Annotated in this window: 14 protein-coding genes and 1 pseudogene; 1 reads left to right on the top strand and 14 read right to left on the bottom strand. The window is 35.6% G+C overall.

Features of this window, described 5'->3' with window-relative positions; all coding sequences use genetic code 11:
- Positions 1-284 precede the first annotated feature (284 nt).
- From C2I06_RS23725 to licT, 9 genes are all read right to left on the bottom strand, one after another.
- Positions 285-1,151, bottom strand: coding sequence for an AraC family transcriptional regulator (locus C2I06_RS23725; protein ID WP_123258989.1), 867 nt, complete (start codon positions 1,149-1,151; stop codon positions 285-287).
- 158 nt (positions 1,152-1,309) lie between these two features.
- Positions 1,310-2,365: an alpha/beta hydrolase gene (locus C2I06_RS23720; RefSeq protein ID WP_123258988.1), complete on the bottom strand. Its 1,056-nt coding sequence runs from the start codon at positions 2,363-2,365 to the stop codon at positions 1,310-1,312.
- A 95-nt stretch (positions 2,366-2,460) separates the two neighbouring features.
- The gene (locus tag C2I06_RS23715) at positions 2,461-3,813 is read right to left on the bottom strand and encodes a glycoside-pentoside-hexuronide (GPH):cation symporter (protein WP_123258987.1); all 1,353 of its coding nucleotides are present in this window, start codon (positions 3,811-3,813) and stop codon (positions 2,461-2,463) included.
- A gap of 249 nt (positions 3,814-4,062) precedes the next feature.
- Positions 4,063-5,286: a Bcr/CflA family multidrug efflux MFS transporter gene (locus C2I06_RS23710; protein ID WP_095334152.1), complete on the bottom strand. Its 1,224-nt coding sequence runs from the start codon at positions 5,284-5,286 to the stop codon at positions 4,063-4,065.
- A gap of 233 nt (positions 5,287-5,519) precedes the next feature.
- Complete coding sequence (locus tag C2I06_RS23705) at positions 5,520-6,494, bottom strand: 5-oxoprolinase subunit C family protein (RefSeq protein ID WP_123258986.1); 975 nt, start codon at positions 6,492-6,494, stop codon at positions 5,520-5,522.
- Complete coding sequence (gene pxpB, locus C2I06_RS23700) at positions 6,482-7,222, bottom strand: 5-oxoprolinase subunit PxpB (RefSeq protein ID WP_249928254.1); 741 nt, start codon at positions 7,220-7,222, stop codon at positions 6,482-6,484. The genes C2I06_RS23705 and pxpB overlap by 13 nt, the downstream gene beginning before the upstream one ends.
- A gap of 379 nt (positions 7,223-7,601) precedes the next feature.
- The gene (locus C2I06_RS23695; protein WP_123258985.1) at positions 7,602-9,035 is read right to left on the bottom strand and encodes a 6-phospho-beta-glucosidase; all 1,434 of its coding nucleotides are present in this window, start codon (positions 9,033-9,035) and stop codon (positions 7,602-7,604) included.
- Between the two features lie 12 nt (positions 9,036-9,047).
- Positions 9,048-10,925, bottom strand: coding sequence for a beta-glucoside-specific PTS transporter subunit IIABC (locus tag C2I06_RS23690; RefSeq protein WP_123258984.1), 1,878 nt, complete (start codon positions 10,923-10,925; stop codon positions 9,048-9,050).
- A gap of 139 nt (positions 10,926-11,064) precedes the next feature.
- Positions 11,065-11,901, bottom strand: coding sequence for a BglG family transcription antiterminator LicT (licT, locus tag C2I06_RS23685; protein ID WP_095334160.1), 837 nt, complete (start codon positions 11,899-11,901; stop codon positions 11,065-11,067).
- 260 nt (positions 11,902-12,161) lie between these two features.
- Between licT and C2I06_RS23680 the strand changes: the two genes are divergently transcribed.
- Positions 12,162-13,277 carry an NADH-dependent flavin oxidoreductase gene (locus C2I06_RS23680; RefSeq protein ID WP_123258983.1) on the top strand — a complete coding sequence of 372 codons (1,116 nt, stop codon included), beginning with the start codon at positions 12,162-12,164 and terminating at the stop codon, positions 13,275-13,277.
- Positions 13,278-14,308: 1,031 nt separating this feature from the next.
- Here the strand turns inward: C2I06_RS23680 and C2I06_RS23675 are convergent.
- From C2I06_RS23675 to C2I06_RS23655, 5 genes and pseudogenes are all read right to left on the bottom strand, one after another.
- Positions 14,309-16,206, bottom strand: a pseudogene (locus C2I06_RS23675) (ABC transporter permease).
- Entirely contained in the window at positions 16,181-16,945 is a 765-nt protein-coding gene (locus C2I06_RS23670) for an ABC transporter ATP-binding protein (RefSeq protein ID WP_095320993.1), read from the bottom strand. Before C2I06_RS23670 ends, C2I06_RS23675 begins: the two are co-directional and overlap by 26 nt.
- Positions 16,946-17,027: 82 nt before the next feature.
- Positions 17,028-18,029 (bottom strand): sensor histidine kinase, encoded by a 1,002-nt coding sequence (locus C2I06_RS23665; RefSeq protein WP_123258982.1) that lies wholly within the window; start codon positions 18,027-18,029, stop codon positions 17,028-17,030.
- Positions 18,026-18,730 (bottom strand): response regulator transcription factor, encoded by a 705-nt coding sequence (locus tag C2I06_RS23660; protein ID WP_095333585.1) that lies wholly within the window; start codon positions 18,728-18,730, stop codon positions 18,026-18,028. Before C2I06_RS23660 ends, C2I06_RS23665 begins: the two co-directional genes overlap by 4 nt.
- Before the next feature lie 146 nt (positions 18,731-18,876).
- Positions 18,877-19,524: a YesL family protein gene (locus C2I06_RS23655; protein ID WP_123258981.1), complete on the bottom strand. Its 648-nt coding sequence runs from the start codon at positions 19,522-19,524 to the stop codon at positions 18,877-18,879.
- Positions 19,525-19,578 lie beyond the last annotated feature (54 nt).

Raw genomic sequence — 19,578 nt, 5'->3', positions numbered from 1 at the left:
AGGAACTTTTTTTATTCGAATTTTAAATATCAGTTGTTTATAATGAAATTTACTAGAATCATGTTAAGTGACAACTGGTTCTTATATTAAATTTATAACTGGGAAAGAAAACTCGCCATAATTGGTGAGTTTTCTTTCTATCAACTTCTTGCCCTGTTATTATTCCATTTATAAAGGATACCGAAAAACTTTTCAAATAGCTTACTAGTTTTATGAACTATTTTAGTTCCACACTTTAATAATTATTTCATCCAAAATACTAAATATCACTTAATCAAAAGAAGCTACTTCTTCCCTTTTATTTCTTTACGATATTGATATGGACTTTTATTATAAATAGCCTTAAATACCCTATTAAAAGATTTTTCATTGGGAAAACCATGCTCTAATGCTATTTGTAAAATAGTGTGATCTGAATTCATTAAGTCACGATACGCTTTTTCTAGTCGAATTGCATTAATATAATGATGCACTGTCATCCCCATATGCTTTATAAAGAAACGGGATAAATATTCAGCTGACAAATCAAATTTTTCCGCAATTAAACCTATAGGTAGATTATGATTATAATTATTCTTAATGTAATTTGTAATTTTCATTAGTCTATCAAGATATTTATTTGTTTTTATTTCTCCCCTAATTTTCTTATTAGATGAAAAATTCTTTAATAATACATAAACTAAATCATAGATTAAGCCCGTTATTTTAATAGTCTCTAAGGGATTATGCTTTATATTTAAGTAAGCTTTTAATATCGCATCTAAATTTTCACGCAATTCATTAAAATATAATGATTTTTGTTCACTAGTTTCATTAATTGATATACAATCAAAAGAAACTTGATCTATATTGTTATAGATAGCTTTTATAAATTCATATGGAATGAATAAGGAAAGAGCTCTCCTATTTTCTCCTCGATCGAGGGAAAAAGCATGAATGGAATTCGAATTTATTAAAACAATATCTCCTTGTTTTGAACAATAAACAGAACCATCAATATAAATTTGTTCAATCTTTCCTGAGAGAACATACGACAATTCTATACTATCATGCCAATGACTTGGGACAAAACTAGGCTCATTTGACTTATGATAAATTATTTTGATTGGTAAATTATCATCGGTTTTGATAAATTCATATTTATACTCCATCTTAACACCCCGAAAGAATTATCAAAAAAGAGAAAAAACACACTCTCCTTTACATTATAATAAATATTAAAAAAACTCTCTTCTCTTTTTTCAATATATTATCTTCAATGAAACAGAGTAGCTATCTCATTACTATTTTTTCAAAAATTAAACTTATCTTAAACTGTTGTAAATGTATTCATAATAAATTGGACTGTTTCATTTATGAGATCTTCCGCTTGTGGAAAATCTCCAATCTTATCCATAAAAGCGTGTATCATACCATTGTACCGAATATATTCTACTGATGCCCCTTCCTCTTTCATAAGATTAAATAATTTCTCCCCTTGTATTCTTAGCGGGTCGAATTCGCCAATTAGGAATAATGTGCTAGGCATATCAGCTAATTGACTTGCGAATAACGGTGCAATAAAAGGAATATCTGGCTGAATATATGGTGCATACATCTTATCAACGTTGTCACACGAAGAGGCGAAATTCATAATATATTCACTAATAAGTGCTTTATCAGCCTTCATTCCCCACTTTTTTAAATCCCATAATTCTCCATTTATATCACTTCTTAAAACAGTTGCCGGATAAATAAGAACTTCCGCTTTTATAAAATTTGTTCCAAGCGCTCGATCTAATAATGATGTTGTAAAACTTAAATTCCCTCCTGCTGAATCACCTGCAATAGCTATTTTCCTAGGATCAATGCTTAATTCAGCAGCATTTTCGTAAACCCACTTGACAGCATGATAACAATCTAAAAGTCCGTTGGGATATGGTTTTTCTGGAGCCAAACTATAATCCACAGAGATGACTTTAATATCTGCTTTATCTGCTAGAGCTCTACATGGATTTTCAACATTATTTAGGGATCCTCCAAAGAATCCTCCACCATGAATAAAAATAAGCGCGGGCACTTTTTCCTTTAATGCTTTTTTCTGGTAAATCCTTACTTTAACATTGCTATCCGTCACCCTTTCTTCGATTTTTAATGGGAGTACAGCAATATCCTTTGTTGCTCTCCAGCCCATAGAATCACGGATTTCCTGTAGAGTTGGTTGGTGATTTATATTTTCATTCTCTTGTTGGAACATCTGAATTTCCTTTTTGGCATTAGGATCTAGAAATCCAGATTCCTCTTGTAATCCAGGTACATATTTCACAAAATATCCATCTTGCGCATGTTTATTTTTTAGTTCATCTAATGCTTCAGTATACTTCATAAATTTTCCTCTCCCATCCCTTTTGAATTTAGCCTATTTGCCTCTAATTGTATAAAATCACCAGTCAACTTTAAGCATTTCCTTCGAAACATTATTTATATGCTTAAATTAGATCTTCTCTCATTTAATTCACTAATCATTTGCTTTTCCTGTTTATCTAACTTGTAGAATAAAAGCAATAGAATGCTAATAAAAGATAGAATAGTCGGTGCCCATATAAAATTAATTTCAATTGCTCTTAAAGCAGAGGGAATTTGTTCTTGATTAGGAACATATTTTCCAACCGTTAAAATCCATGCTGAAAGAGCTCCACCAATTCCCATGCCAGCCTTAACACCAATAGCAGGGGTTGCAGACAAAAATCCTTGTGCACGGATACCTGATTTCCATTCACCATAATCAACAGTATCAGCATTCATAGCAAATGAAACCCCCATAGCAAAACCACCACCAATCGAACCGATAATTGTACCAATTATCAATATTGAAACCGAAAGAGTACTAGCCGCAAAATAAAGGATAAACTGACCAATAATTGTTAAAATCAAACCATATATCATCACATTTCTTTTACCCATTTTATTAGCAACCAAAGGCATTAAAAAATATGCAATAATATTTAATGAAGCTAATGCTAATATAATTCCAATTAAATCAGGTCTATTTAAGTTATAGGTTAAATAATAAACAGTTGTAGATGATTTCATTATTGATGAGATAAAGGTAAAGAAGCTAACAAAGAATAAAATGAACCAAGGAGTGTTTCCTTTCAAAGTCTTTAAAGCTAACTTAAATGGTACCACTTGGTCACTTCCTGTATTCCCCACCTTTTCTCTTACATTAAAAAAGGTAACGAGAAAAAGAATAATTCCGATAACAGCAAATAATGTCATCGTTAACATAAATCCTTTTTGTTGATTTCCATTACCAAATACCTGAACGAGAGGTAAAGTGCCAATACTAACTATCGTCGAACCTACAGTAGCTAAAACCATTCGAGTACTGACTAATATATTCCTTTCTTTTGGATCACTTGTTAGACTTGGCAAGATAGCTGTGATCGGGATATTGATAGCTGAATAGCAAATTCCTAATAGAATATACGTTATATAAGCATAAATCAATTTTCCAGAATCACTAAAATTAGGGGTCGTAAACGCCAAGATAGCCAAAATCCCAAAAGGTAGTGCAAACCAAAGGAAATAGGGTCTAACCTTCCCCCATTTCGTACTTGTTCTGTCAATTAAAATGCCAAAAATTGGTCCATCAATAGCATCAAGTATCCTGGCCACTAAAAATAAAGTTCCTACTGAAGCAACACTAAGACCAAATACATCAGTATAAAAAAACATTAAATAAGTTGTAATCATGGAATACACTAAATTTGAAGCAGTATCACTAAAGCCATAACTAATTCTCTCTTTCCACGTTGTCTGCTTAATTGGCATTCATAAACCTCTCCTTAAAATAGAAAATATACCATTTTATAAGCGCTTACATTATTCATTTTAATCTAACCTAATACTAATAATCTCGTCATTTTTTAACTTAAACACAGTCGTTTTCTGACATTTTTTAATTCTTAAAAATAGATAACCGCTAACCCTATAAATATTTTCAAATTTCTTTCCTTTGCTTTAGTTTTCTTCATAAAAAAGGCACCTTCTATTTGAAGGTGCCTTTTTTATGAAAACATATTAATTATGCGTAATATGCTTAGGTGTATTCATCTTTACCGCTGATTTACGAACCAATATATAGTAAGACAAAAATGCTAGTAAGCTTGATGCGAAAATAATAACTCCCATCGGCACAGCGGTATGTTCTCCGCCGATGCCTACTAGTGGTGCTGTTAAAGAACCGAGTAAAAACGGTAATAAACCTAGTAATGCAGATGCACTTCCCGCCATATGCCCTTTTGTTTCCATTGCCAATGAAAAAGACGAGGTTCCAATAATACTAATAGAGGTAACGAAAAGAAAAATAGGAATCGCTACCGCCACTAATGGTGCATGCACTAAAATAGCAATTACTAATAAAATCGATGCGGACATGGATAGAGCTAATCCACTCTTCAAGAATGTTTTCTCTGAAAATCTCGATAATCGTCCAACAATTTGCGTTCCGATAATTAAGCCAACCCCGTTTACTCCAAACAATAAACTAAATACTTGTGGGGAAACGCCATAAATATTTTGGTAGACAAAAGAAATACCAGAAACATAGGCAAAGATTCCTGCCGTTGTGAAACCTTGTGTAAAGGCATAGCCGGCAAATTCACGGTCTTTCAGTAAAGAACCGAAATTCGAGACTACTTTTTTAATATTGCTTGGTACACGTTTTTCCACTGGTAATGTTTCTTCCAATTTAAAAGCAACGACTAAAGTCAAAATAATTCCAACACAGGTTAATACAAGAAAAACTACTTTCCAACTCGCGAAAGAAAGAATAGCTCCGCCTATAATTGGTGCTACAATTGGACCGAGGTTTCCGATTAACATTAATGTTGCGAAAAACTTCGTCAGCTCTCTTCCACTGTAAAGATCACGAACGACTGCTCTTGAAATAACAAGACCTCCTGCTGCTGCAAAGCCTTGGATAAAGCGAGCACCTATCAGCATATAAATATTTGGTGCGATTGCACATATTAACGAAGATAGTAAATATAAGCCAAGAAATGTAAGCAACGGTTTGCGACGTCCTTGGACATCACTCATTGGTCCAATAATTAACTGCCCGAAAGCAAGCCCTAACAAGCATGTTGTCAAACTAACTTGAACTAAGGATGCATTCGTATGAAACTGCTCTACAATAGTTGGAAATGCCGGCAGATATGTGTCTATTGTAAATGGACCTAATAGGGAAAGAGATCCCAATAGAAAAGCAATTTGTAATCGTTTCGTTTTGGTTAATGAATTCAACTTTTCATCGCCTTTCAATATGAAATATTTATTATTTATTTGAATAATGACCTGAAAAAAATGCTTCTTTCAAAGAAGGAAGCATACTTAAATATTGTATTATGAAACATGGAATATTTCACTAATTAAGCTCACTTTTTTAAAATAAGTATTTTTTATAATAAAGTACTGTCATTTATTCATATGAAGGATGGTGTATTTTATATCTAAAAATTATCTTCTTGCCCAATTTTTCAAATTGCTGTTTTCCGGTTTAAACGTAGATTATTTGCAGCTAAAATAGATAGCCATTTCATTTGCCTTTTCCATTCTTCTTGAGCTTGTAATATCGATATAGGATGGAATTTAATTGTATCACCAGGCTTTTTCTGAGCTACTAGGGGAATATCTGTGCCTATGACCATGCCGATTTTTGTATAACCACCAGACATTTGGCAATCTGCCATCAAGATAATGGGCTTACCATTTGCAGGGACTTGAATTGTTCCTGGTGCTGCAAATTCACTAAGTATATCTGCAGACTTCTTATGTACTAGCGGATCTCCATCAAGACGGTATCCCATTCGATCTGATTGACTGGTCACTTGATATAACCTTTTTACAAATAGCTCCTTTGACTCTCCTTCAAATTCCCTATTATGCGGTCCCCATACAAATCTAACCACATCATTTGAAAAATTCGGAATATAACAGTCAGGGATTCTCCGATTTTTTACTAGGTTCATCCACTTAGGATTAAACGGTCCTATTGGAATGTAATCATTGCTTTGAAGGGCTCTTCCTTCCATCCCTCCATATCTTCCGCGAATAAAAGTTGATTTACTTCCCATTACTTCTGGAACATCAATCCCGCCAAGGATAGCAAGATAGCTGCGACAGCCATTTTTCCCTTTTCCAAACTTCAAAACAGCTCCACCCTCGATATGGATCGCTTTCCACATAGGGATCGCTTTTCCATTTAATGTTGGTGATAAATCTGCCCCAGTAATCGCAATAATCCCTTCTCCTTCGAAAAGTATTTCTGGTCCTAATAATGTTATTTCTAAAGCAGCATAGTCAGGTGGATTGCCGACGATAATATTAGCTAGCTTCAAGGAAAGAGGGTCCATTGCACCAGAGACTGAAACACCAAATGACTGATAAGACGGTCTCCCCAAATCTTGGATGGTTGTTAATAAGCCTGGTTTTAAACACTTTATATATTCCATAATTGATCCCACTCTTTTTGTACTTGGCTGTTCCATTTATGGGCGACTTTAGCTGAAATAGGCTCATATTTAACATAATCTCCTGCCGTGATAAAGTTAGGAGGATTCTTTGTTTCATCAAAAATATCCATTGGTGTCCATCCAACTATATGCCATCCCCCTGGAGATTCGACTGTATAAATAGAAGTCATTTGGTTAGCGATAGCAACCGCACCTTTGGGGACTTTAACTCTTGGATTAGATTTTCTGGGAACAGCAATTCGTTCATCTAGATTCCCCATATATGGCAAGCCTGCAATAAATCCAATCATATAGACATAATAAGCATTTGAAGTTATTATTTCGACGATTTCCTCTTCACTAAAGCCCAATTTCTTTGCTAACTCAGATAAATCAAGACCATACTGTTCATCAAAAACGACTGGAATATGAACCATCCGTGATTCTTTCTCTCGCCCGCTAACTTCTGTAAAATCAATATGGATAAGCTTATCTTTTAATTGCTCAAAATTTATTAGTAGTGGATCATATAAAATCGAGAAATTGCACATACCTTTAACAATATCTTTAACACCTCGAATTTTTAAAGACTTGATCACCTCAGCAAAACGCTGCACTATTTGATTCTGTTCGATTGATAATATTTCCTCAAACTGGACGATTAAAATCTGTTCTCCCATTGGCAGAAATTCTATCTTTCTATTGGTTTTCGGGGGTATTAGTTCCAATGAACTCACCTCTTATCACTAAGCTTATATTCTAAATGGGTCTCTCCTCATTTTCTCTTAACTTTATATGGGATATGATAAACTTCTATTTATTGTTTGTAAATACAATTGTGTTAATTTTTAAAATATTCAAATAAAGTAATAGCTAGATTGCTTATTTAAGTCTCTTTTCTCCGTTTACTCGACATTTGAGTATGTTAAATGGAAAATCATCTATTTCACTTGTGCTGCTTGCTTTTTTGTTTGTGCCTTTTTACTTTTACTTGCGCGACTCCCCATCTTTTACTTGCGCTTCTACCTCTTTTACCTGCGACTCCCCATCCCTTCTAAAAAAAGAATGCGTACAAGAAATTCTTGCACGCATTGTAAACTATCTTTATTATTCGTTAGTTAAGTCTTCCCCGTTGGAAGCTATTACTTTTTTATACCAATGAAACGATTTTTTCTTTGCTCTATTTAAAGTGCCGTTTCCTTCATTATCGCGGTCTACGTAGATAAAACCATAGCGTTTTTTCATTTCGCCAGTTCCTGCTGATACCAAATCAATGCATCCCCAGCTTGTGTAGCCAAGCAGATCGACACCGTCTTCGTCGACTGCTTCTTTCATCGCTTGAATATGTGCAGCAAGATACTCAATGCGATAATCGTCTTCTACATATCCAGATTCATCTGGTGTATCGACTGCACCCAGACCATTTTCCACGATGAATAAAGGTTTTTGATAACGATCATATAAATCATTCATCGTGATACGTAAACCTAATGGGTCAATCTGCCATCCCCATTCACTAGATTGAAGATATGGATTTTTAACAGTAGGGAACAAATTGCCCGCCGTTTTTTCCACATCAGAGTCTTCAGCTGCCGCCACACGAGAAGCATAATAAGAGAAAGAGATAAAATCAACTGTGTGATTTTTCAAGACTTCTAAATCTTCTGCGGTCATTTCTACCTCAATGCCTTTTCTCTCTAATTCTTTGAGTGCATAAGCAGGGTAGGCACCTTTTGATTGAACATCAATGAAAAAGTAATTTCCTCTATCCTTTTGCTTTCCTTCCCAAACATCTTCTGGTCGGCAGCTATAAGGATAGTAACTTGCAGCTGCCAGCATGCATCCTATCTTATTCTCTGGATCAATTTCATGGGCGATTCTTGTTGCTTCCGCACTTGCAACCAATTCATGATGGGCAGCTTGGTATTTTACTTGCTCCTCATTTTCTCCTTCTTCAAAGCAAAGGCCTGCGCCAAGAAACGGAGCATGCAGGATCATATTAATTTCATTGAAAGTAAGCCAGTATTTAACAAGCCCTTTATAACGAGTAAATAATACGGTACATAAACGTTTATAAAAATCTATCAGCTTTCGATTTCGCCATCCGCCATACTGCTCAATTAAATGCATCGGGCAATCAAAGTGAGTAATCGTCACTAACGGTTCGATTCCATATTTATGACATTCTTTAAACAGATCTTCATAAAACTGTAGTCCCTCTTCATTTGGCTCCGTCTCATCCCCTTTTGGAAAAATGCGGCTCCATGCAATCGATAATCGGTAAGTTTTAAAGCCCATTTCTCCGAACAAAGCAATATCTTCTTTATAACGATGATACATATCAATTGCTTCTTTTGCAGGATAAAAATAACCTTCCTCAAAAGAATACATCTTCTTTTTACCCGTAATAATACTTCTGCGATCAGGACCAGTTGGAATAACGTCCACATTTGCTAGACCTCTGCCACCTTCATTAAATCCGCCTTCACATTGATTCGCTGCGGTCGCACCGCCCCATAAAAAATCTTTTCTAAATCCCATTGTTTATCCCTCCTATTTCATTACTTTTATTACTTCTTCACCAAAGTGAATAGGACCTTCATTTGCAATTAGAATATCTCCTACTTCTGCTGAATTTGTAATAACAACAGGTGTAATTACCTTATATCCTTTTGCTTTGATTCCCTCTAAATCAAATTGAATCAATTTGTCTCCTATTTGAATTTCTTGTCCTTTCTCAACAAAATATTCATATCCTTCTCCATTCAATTGAACGGTATCAATCCCTACATGAATCAATAGCTCCACTCCGTCTTCACTAGTAATACCAATGGCGTGTTTTGATTCAAATGTCGCACTAACTATCCCATTCACAGGGGAAAGCACAGTCCCTTCGGCTGGCTCAATGGCTACACCTTGTCCTAATATTTCCTCAGAAAACATTCCATCATCTACATGTTTTAAGCTGTGTAAATTTCCTTGCAGCGGAGATATGATTGTTGCACCACCGATACTCAAATTAGGAGTTTCCTTTGTTGTTGATTCATTAGCTTCCTCTTTTTCTTCTGCCACAGGGTCTTTGTATAAGATTAATGTCGCAATAAATGTGACAACAATACTAATAGCCGCGCCAATACATGCATAATAGAAGAAACTTAGTGTATTATCTCCAATATAACTAGGTAATGTTAATAGACCAGGTGAACCGCCAGAAAAGTTACGGACTCTACAAATACCCATGAATAGCCCGCCTGCTGCTCCACCAATCATAGCGGCATATAAAGGTGTCTTAAAGCGTAAGTTTACTCCATATAAAGCTGGTTCTGTAATACCAAACAAACCAGTTAGACCAGCAGAATAAGCTAATTGTTTAATCGAACTATCTTTTGACTTAACACCAACTCCAATAGCTGCAGCCCCTTGACTCACGTTCGATGCAAGCATACCTGGATAAATCACGGTATCATAACCAGTTGTCATACGATTGTTAATTCCAATTGGCACCAGACCGTAGTGCGTACCAGTTGCCACAAGTAATGGACTAAATGTACCAACCAATAATGGCACGATCCATGGACTTACAGATTCTAATGCAGTGATTCCGTTTGAGATCGCATCACTGATTAAATAACCGATTGGTCCTAATACTACTAAACTTGCTGTTCCCACTATAAAAATAGTAATCATTGGTTTACTAAAAAACTTAATCGCTTTCGGTGAAACCTTATCTGCAAGTGGTTCAATATAAGACATAAACCAAACGGAAAGAATAATCGGGATAACAGAAGAAGAATACGAAACGGCTGAAATTGGAAGTCCCATTAGTTTAATGGCTTCTCCGCCTTCTTTCGCAATATTAACCATTGCCACAAAGTTAGGATGCAGCAAGATTCCCCCTACCATCATCGCCAAAAATGGATTGGCTTTGAACTTTTGAGCAGATGAAACAGCTAGTAAGATAGGTAAAAAGTAGAAAGCTGCATCTGCCATGAAATTAATAATCTGATAACTTTGGCTTTCTGTTGTTAAAACTTTAAACACTACTAATATAGAAAGCACTGCTTTTAGCATCCCTGCCGCTGTAATTGCTGGCAGAATCGGAGTAAAGATTCCTGTAATCGTATCGATTACCTTTGCAAAAACAGAACGCTTATCTTCTTCCTGGCTTTTCGCTTCATCATTAGCAATATTGGTTTGTGTAATAATTTCTTTATACACATTTCCAACATCACTTCCAATAATGACTTGGTATTGTCCACCTTTATTAACTACTCCCATTATTCCTGGCGTACTTTTCAATGTTTTTTCGTCTGGTTTCTGATCGTCCTTTAAATTAAATCGTAACCGTGTAGCACAGTGAGTTAAACTTTTAACATTTTCCTCACCACCAACTTTATCGATAATTACTTTAGCCAAATCTTGATAATTCATCTGGTTTGCCCTCCATTATTTTTATAAGCTAAAAAATATTTGTTGTAGTTGTAGTCTAAAAGGAATAAAAAATACCTAAATGAAACCTCATAAACAGTAGAGGTTCATTTAGGTATAGCCTGCATTATCAGTAACAATCCTAATCACTGGTTATTCTTTTTATATGAATCGTCAGGTAGATTAACTCATCTTCTTCTAATTCTCTTCCAAATTCTTTCTTAATATACTCTCTAATTTTCAGCGCACAAGCATACTCATCTGTATACTTTTCCTTCAGCATGAAAATAAAACTAGACGTTCCAGCATCATCCAATTTAACACCACTAAACATTCGTTGAAAGAAAAATTTCAAGTGGGTGATAAATCGTTCATAATTAAGGGAATACTCGTCCAAATCAATTTTGAAGTGATACTTTACAATATTAAGGATATTCTGGATAACCTTTGCCATTTCCGATACTTTGCTTACTTGCCCCATATCAAGCTCTGCATTCACGATATGCAAAGCAATAAATCCAGCCTCATCTTCCGGTAAGTCAACACCGAGTCGATTTTTTACAATCGATAACGCTTCTTTCCCAATTAAGAATTCATGATTATAAAATCTTTTAATCTCCCAAAGAAGAGCATTCTTAATTTCCATACCATTCTCATAGCGCTCAATTGCATAACTGATATGATCGGTTAACGTTAAGAAGATGTTTTCGCTTAATTTTTTTCCAAGCGATACTTTTGCAAAGCTGATGATTTCATTTGCCACTTGAATATGTTCCAACGGGATAGAAGAAAGCATTTGGGTTAATTTATTGACGCTCCATTCCTTTGAACTGAGATACATATTCTCAATCTTCGATTCATCAATAGCATCACCAGCTTTTTTCTTAAAGCCAAGTCCTTTACCCATAATGACAACTTCTTGATCATCATCATTCCTAGACAATACAATATTATTATTAATTACTTTCCATACGTTCATAAGATAGTCCCTATTCTTTTATTTTCTTTCACTACAACAAAAAATAGGTATAGCCCACAATAAAGCGGTAACAATCCTTTAAAATCAGTCTATCATAGGTAATTTATACTGTCAATTTGATATTTTTTAAAATTTCGAGACAAGCTGTCTTTGTTTATTCCTAAAATAAAACGGAAAAACTATGTAAGCATTAAAATTTATCCAAAGTATTTGTTGCTATATAATGACACTAATACTTTTAAAAAAGGAGAAAATCATAGATGAATAACAAAGAGCTTTTATCTTCTTTTACCCTACCTAATGGTGTAACCCTTAAAAATCGAGTCGTTATGGCTCCCATGACTAATTTCTCTTCTAATCAAGATGGAACAGTCACAGCAGAAGAAGTCGATTATTATGCCCATCGATCTACTGGAGTTAGCATGGTTATTACTGCTTGTACAAATGTTACGCGTAATGGTCAAGGATTTCCTGGGGAATTTGCTGCCTATAGCGATGAATTTATTCCTAGCTTGACAAAATTAGCTTCTCGTATTAAAGAAAAAGGCGCAAAAGCAGTTCTGCAAATTTTCCACGGTGGACGAATGTGCCCTCCTGACTTAGTAAATGGAGATGTCGTAAGTGCTAGTAATATTCCTGCTGAAGGAGAAGGAAATGCTACTCCAAGAGAATTATCAGAAGCTGAAGTCGAAGCTATTATCGATGCTTTCGGAGAAACAACTCGCCGTGCTATTGAAGCTGGTTATGATGGAGTAGAGATTCATGGAGCAAACGGATATCTTATTCAGCAATTTTTCTCTCCTCATTCTAACCGCCGCGAAGATCGCTTTGGTGGAAATCTTGAAAAACGAATGACTTTTCCTTTAGCCATTATTGATAAGGTTAAAAGTGTAGTCGCAAAACATGCTACCTCTCCTTTTATTGTTGGTTATCGTTTTTCTCCTGAGGAGCCTGAAACACCTGGAATTACCATGGGTGATACTCTTGCACTAGTGGATAAACTTGCTGATAAGGGCCTGGATTACTTACATGTTTCTCTTCAGGAATTCCATTCAACACCAAGAAGAGGAGTAGAGGATTTATCCAAAACACGCATTGACTATTTACTGGAAACTATCAATAATCGTGTACCGTTAATTGGCGTTGGCTCTATTTATACTGCAGAGGATGCTCAAAAAGCATTTCAAACAGGAGTATCTTTGCTGGCATTAGGTAGAGGCCTTATTATCGAACCTCATTGGGTACAAAAGCTAGCGGAAGGAAAAGAAGATACCATTGTTACAACCCTAAATAAAGAAAAACAAAAAGAACTTGTCATTCCAGATCCACTCTGGAATGCAATTATCAATGCACCTGGCTGGTTCCCTGGTGTATAAAAAAGAATGCAGCTATATCAAAAGCACCTGCTAAGTAGGTGCTTTTGATGTCTATTTTTTGGAAATCAAAGGATGCATTTGCAACCGTTCTATGAGAAATATAATTTTAGGGACTTCTCCCCTAAAATGACAGGAATGTTTATTCAGTTAAAGTGGGAATATTATTTTCAAACTGATAGATTTTCAAAATGGTTTTCCTCCGCAGCCTCAAAATTCCGTCTCTAATTATTCCATAGATAAATCTTGGATTTTACTAACCTTGTTCTGAAAAATTATAAAGTTACGCAAAATACTTATTACCCGCTATTAAAATAATACCAGGTATACCTACTATTATTCTGCCCAGCATAAAATCAAAATAACTAAAAGCTGCGAATAAGAAGAGAAGAATCCCAATTGTGATGGGGAAGTTAAATTTCCATTCCGAGCGATCCTTCCACTTAAGCCTGTAATAAAAACAGAAAAAGCTACCAACAAGGAAATAAATTTCGATTATAGTCACTCCTAAGGCCTGAAGCCAACCACCATCCTCTCTTTTCAGCTAGTTAGATCAAAGATAAACAACTTCTTATTATCCCTATATGGAATATACTACCACATCATAAAGGATAATAATTAGATGAATTTTCGAAAACCTGCAGTCCTTTTCCTTATATAAAACGAGGGTGGGACAAAAGAATTTTACATAATGAAAAAGCCAAACTATAATACAATAAAACATCGTAATAGTTCGGTTTTTTCTTTTCGCTGATTTATCTTTTTTATAGCTAAAAAACAAGTTCGTTCCATTGCGCTCCAGTCACTCGCTTTCCGCGGGGAGGAAGCTGAGCCTCCTCACTGCGCTGCGGGGTCTCAGCCTTTCCTCTATTTCCCGCAGGAGTCGAGTGTCTTCCACTCCATTTCACTAACCTTATAAAATGGGGCGAGAAACAAAAATAGATTTTATTTATCATTCGTCTAATTCAACAAATGATTATTCAGCTTTAAGCATATCCTTTTTAGTTTTGTCTCAGCCCCGACTAATATATCCATTAAAGAATAATTCTCTTCACTTGTTTTACATAAAAGTAGCGAACGATTAAGAAATAAAGAATCTGTATGAAAGCAAAGCTTCCTAATACCAATGCTGCCTCTCTTGTAATATTAAAATCAAACATATTGGATAGGGCAATAAGTGCGACAGAACCATGGATTAAAGCGACTATAATTGGTGAGAAAAATAAAAGAGCTATTTGTCTGTTGACGACTCTTTTCAACTCCGTCTCCATTAATCCAATTTTAGCAATCGATTGGAATTTGCGCTTTTCTTCCTCTAAATCAGTAAATAATCGGAAGTAAAGGAAGCTTCCTGCCGAAACGAAGAATACAATTCCAATAAATAAGCCAATGAACAGAACAGGGCCAAACGCTTTATTGATTTGATATATAGCATAGTCAACAGAAAAAGCTTTGTAAGATAATTCTTCATCTAACTGTTCCCCAACTGCAAGGACTTTATCTTCTTGTCCTTCTTTTGCTTGCCATACAATACTTGGTTTGCTTTTTATTGGTTCATCCAGCTGTTCATATATCTTATCATTTACTACATAATAAGCCGATATTTCTGTTAAAACAGCCGCATCTATTACTCGAGAAGGTGTTACTTCTCGACCACTTTTTAAAGGAATGGCCGTTTCCAATAGCTTTTTGCTAGGTTTCTGTCCGCCTTCCTTTAAGACAGCATCACTCTGTTCTACAACAATGGCTTCGTCTTCCTTTGGATGAATTTTCTTCTCACCAATTAGCTCGGCAAAACGATTGTAATCAGATGCTCGCGCAATTAAAACGTTCTTCTTTTCCCCAGCTAGTTTGTAATAATTCAATTGAGTCTCTTCACTACTCACATCAAGCTTTTCATTTTCTATTAACGTATTCATTTTACTCTTATCTTTGGCAATTACTTCTTCACTGTCCTTGTCCAACGGAGAATAAGTAAAAGTATAGCGATTTATTTCTTTTACCCCTTTTGTTATATAGGATTGGAACCCATATAGTGTTCCAATGGCGCTAAAAGCCACTGTTGATATAATCGCCACTAAGAAAAAGGTTCTTGCATTATCTTTCATGCGAAAAGACAAATCGGAAAACAAGAGCATATTTGTTTTTTTCCAAAAAATGGACTTATTCCCTTTTATCTTGCGGATAAAATACACACTCAGTTGAGTAAATAAGAGATAGGTTCCGAGTGTTACTAAGAGAACAACTGGAACCAGCGCGTAAGCAACCAATATTCCCTCTACAGAAATTGCAGTAACATATCCTCCAAGTAAAAGCAGCCCTGCTAAAATTGATAGAAATAACGAAGCTTTCGGTTCTCCTTTTGACTTTTTATCCCCTTTGATTAAGTCAATCAACTTATTGGTACGAAGAATAAAGGAAACAAAGATAGAAATAAAGAAAAGAGAATCAGAAAACTAATAAACGTCACCACAATTGCCAATGTAGGGAAATAAAAATTAAGTGACTCTGTAATAATTAATACATTCTCGGCAATCAAAAGAATTACCTTCGCAAATACTAATCCTGCTAGAATCCCACTCACTGTGGCAAAAAAGCCGATCAGAATATTTTCTAAAAATACTAGAAGGCGAATCTGCCGGTTAGATGCTCCAAGCATCATTAATAAGCCAAATTCCTTCTTTCTTGATTGTAAGAACGAGCTCATAGAATATAAAACAAAAAAGAAAGAAAAGATATAAATAATTCCGCCAGCAACACCCATTCCAAATAGTGCATGACTATTCACGTCGGGACCAGAAAAGGCTGGATGAAATGCAAAGATAGCAAAGGTAAAAAACACCATCACTGTAAACATGCTGCTGAGAAAATAAGCAATATACAGCCGTTTATTGCGGAGTACGTTATTAAACGCGAACTGACGAAAAGTCATTGCCGTCGCCTCCCATCAACGAAAGCATATCGATTATTTTTTGGAAGAATGCTTGTCTACTATCTCCTCGATGTATTTCAGAATGTAGCTTTCCATCACGAATAAAGACTACTCTATCAGAATAACTAGCCGCTTGGGGATCATGTGTTACCATTAATAAACTTGTCTGTTTCCTTTCATTAATCGAGACAAGCATATTCATCACATCTTTTGCTGCTTTTGAATCTAGATTTCCTGTGGGTTCATCTGCCAATAATAGCTTTGGTTCATGAATCATTGCCCTGGCAATCGCGACCCGCTGCGCCTGCCCACCTGAGATTTCATAAGTACGTTTATTCAGAATCGCTGTAATCCCCAATTCCTTAGCAATTTCTTCTGCTTTCCTCTTCATTTCCTTAACAGGAGAGCCATCCAATGTTAATGGTAAAACGATATTTTCTTCCACTGTTAAAGTATGCAATAAATTAAAGTCCTGAAAGATAAAGCCTAATTCATTTCTGCGAAACTTAGCTAGAGCGTTTTTCTTTAGCTTATGAGGCATTTTCCCCTCTATTTCCACAGCACCTGTAGTTGGACCATCATTCGTAGAAATAATATTAAGCAGCGTTGTTTTTCCACTTCCAGATGGCCCCATAATCACCACAAATTCACCTTTGTCAATTTCAAAATTAATATCAGTAAGGGCACGGTAAGCTACCTTTCCTTCGTAAACCTTACTTACGTTTGTAAGTTTAAGCATAATCCTTCTCCTCTCTAACAATTCTAGTAAAAGTATAACCTGTAGAGGATATGGCATACTATCGATTATGCTTTCAGCAAGCTTACATTGATGTAAGGTTTTGTGTATCAGAAAAAATAATCCTAATCGTTGTACCTAGGCCGACCTTTGATTCCAATTCCAGACGATGCTCTAATCTCTCTGCCACTTCTTTTACTAAATAAAGCCCCATACCGGTAGATTCTCGATATTTGCGGCCATTTTCTCCTGTATAGAATTTATTAAAAATACGCTTCTGATCTACAATCGGTATACCAACACCAAAATCCTGCACCTCCAGAACGGCTTCTCCTGATTGTTCATACAAAGAAATAATGAGATGATTTGCTTTTCCTGCCGAATATTTCACAGCATTATGAACAAGCTGTGTCAGGAGAAAGAATAGCCACTTTTCATCTGTTTCTACTGTAATGCCTTGCTTTTCTTCTTTAAATTGCGGATACACTTCATTGCGAATATAAAAACGCTTATTTTCTTGATTCACCTCATGGATTAACTTAGAAAGAGCAACAGGCTTAATCTGAAAATCTTCTGCAATGGTGCGAAGTCTCGCCATATAAAGAACCGTATTCAGCCCGTTTCGCATTCGGTCTGTCTCTTCCCGGATACTCGATGATTCTGGCTCGTCAAGCGTTTGGGCTGTCAGCTCAATAATCGAGAGAGGTGTCTTCATTTGATGGACCCAGCGATCCATAAATAGAAGATGCTCATCTTGCCTGTCCTCTGCTTTTTGAATTTCTTCTTGGTATAAACGATACTGTACCATTAGCAACTGATCGAGAGCTTCGGAAATTGGTTTTGCTTCCGTCGTCTCCAAAGAACCATCTAATGTTCCGATTGAATGTTCAAGCCTTTGATAAAATTTTCTTCTACTCACATATTGATATAGTAAAAATACTGTTAAAAATACGACTGATAAGAAAATAGCATATAGACATACTCCTTTTCCTCGGTAACCATCCAGCCAAAATATAAACGGAATCAACAGACATTGGATGAGTTGTATGATAATAAATAAAACATGCTCGCGAATAAATAGCTTCATGCTTGTCCCTCTTTCCAAGTCGGCCGCAAACGGTATCCTGCTCCTCTAACTGTTTCCACTGCCTCCTCAATCCCTAGCTCTTGAAATTTTTTCCGCACACGCGTAATATTCACATTCAATGTATTCTCGTCGACATATGCTTCATCATCCCAAAGCTTTGCCAATAAATCTTGCCGGCCAGCAACACGAGGGTAGCGATCAAGTAAGCTTTCGATAATGTCTGTTTCCTTTTTCGTTAATTGCGTTACTTTGTCTTTAAATCGTAATTCAAACCGTTCTGGATATAAGCACAAATCCCCTTCACGAAGAACCCTTTCCTCCTGTTTTAAGGCATATTCCCCATATGCACGGCGGAGCTGGCTTCTAATTTTCGCCATCACAATATCAGGATGAAATGGCTTTGTAATAAAATCATCCCCACCATTTTCAATTGCCATTACTTGATCCATTTCGCCCGTTCTTGCTGAAATAAAAATGACCGGGCAAAGGGATTCTTTGCGAATTTGTCGGCACCAATAGTAACCATCGAAGCTTGGAAGGTTAATGTCTAATAGTATAAGATCTGGTTTCTCCCTTCTAAATGTCGCCATTATGGTTTCAAAATCGATGGCTGTAATTACTTCATATTGATATTTCTTTATGTAGGCGCTGAGATGTTCTGCGATTTTTACATCGTCTTCGATAATCATGATTTTTTGCATCGTTAGTTTCTCCTAGGTCTTGATGATTTAGTTTAAGTTTAATTTAAGAGGAGATTCTGTTCAAGATTAGGTTTGGTAGAAGGGAAAAATTCTCCCTTCACAAAAAAAGAAGCAAAAGTGACTTCTGCCTCCTTTTACTATTAAGATTAAGTCTTGCAGTTATTCAGTTTTTGATGCTGCTCTTCCATTCTTTGTATCTTTGTAAAGGCGAAAAAGGAAGACCACATCATAATAAATGCTAATGCACTTCCGCAAAACAGCGGAATCATTCCCGGAACCGTAGTCATTAGTAGATAAATTGCTGTTATCCCGATCACCATTATTATCGTAGCGATTGGATTCATTAACATAATGATAAATGCGTTTTTTATCACTTGGTAGATTTTGAGATCAAAATGTACAAAAGTAGGAAATACATAACAAATCGTTAATAGAAAGCCTAAACAAATTAATAAGGCTGGATAATAGAATACGTTCATTATTCCACTTGTATGTTTCAATAAATTTATATCAATATATAAGAAATAGCCAAGGATAGAAACAATAAATCCTAATAAATTACTCTTAATAAATTCGGTCTTATAGGATTCCCAAAACGTTTTAAAAACGGGAATATCCATGTTTCCCATCAATAACTTTCTTACAATCACAAACATAGCAACGGTAGCGGGGAAAAAACCAAAGATTAACAGCCCCAAAAGGGAGAAGGCAATCCATAAAAGATTCACAAATGCTAGCTTCATAATCCAATCACAAAGTTTATAAAATCCTCCTATCGCACCATTCATCTGCATATATACTCCTCCTAAATAATCTCGGACATTTTGTCAGCTGAATAAAAAGTTAAA

The sequence above is a fragment of the Niallia circulans genome (assembly GCF_003726095.1).
Classification (GTDB): Bacteria; Bacillota; Bacilli; order Bacillales; family Cytobacillaceae; genus Niallia; species Niallia circulans_A.
Note: the sequence above shows the minus strand (reverse complement) of the source record. Positions and strands in the feature narration are given on the sequence as shown.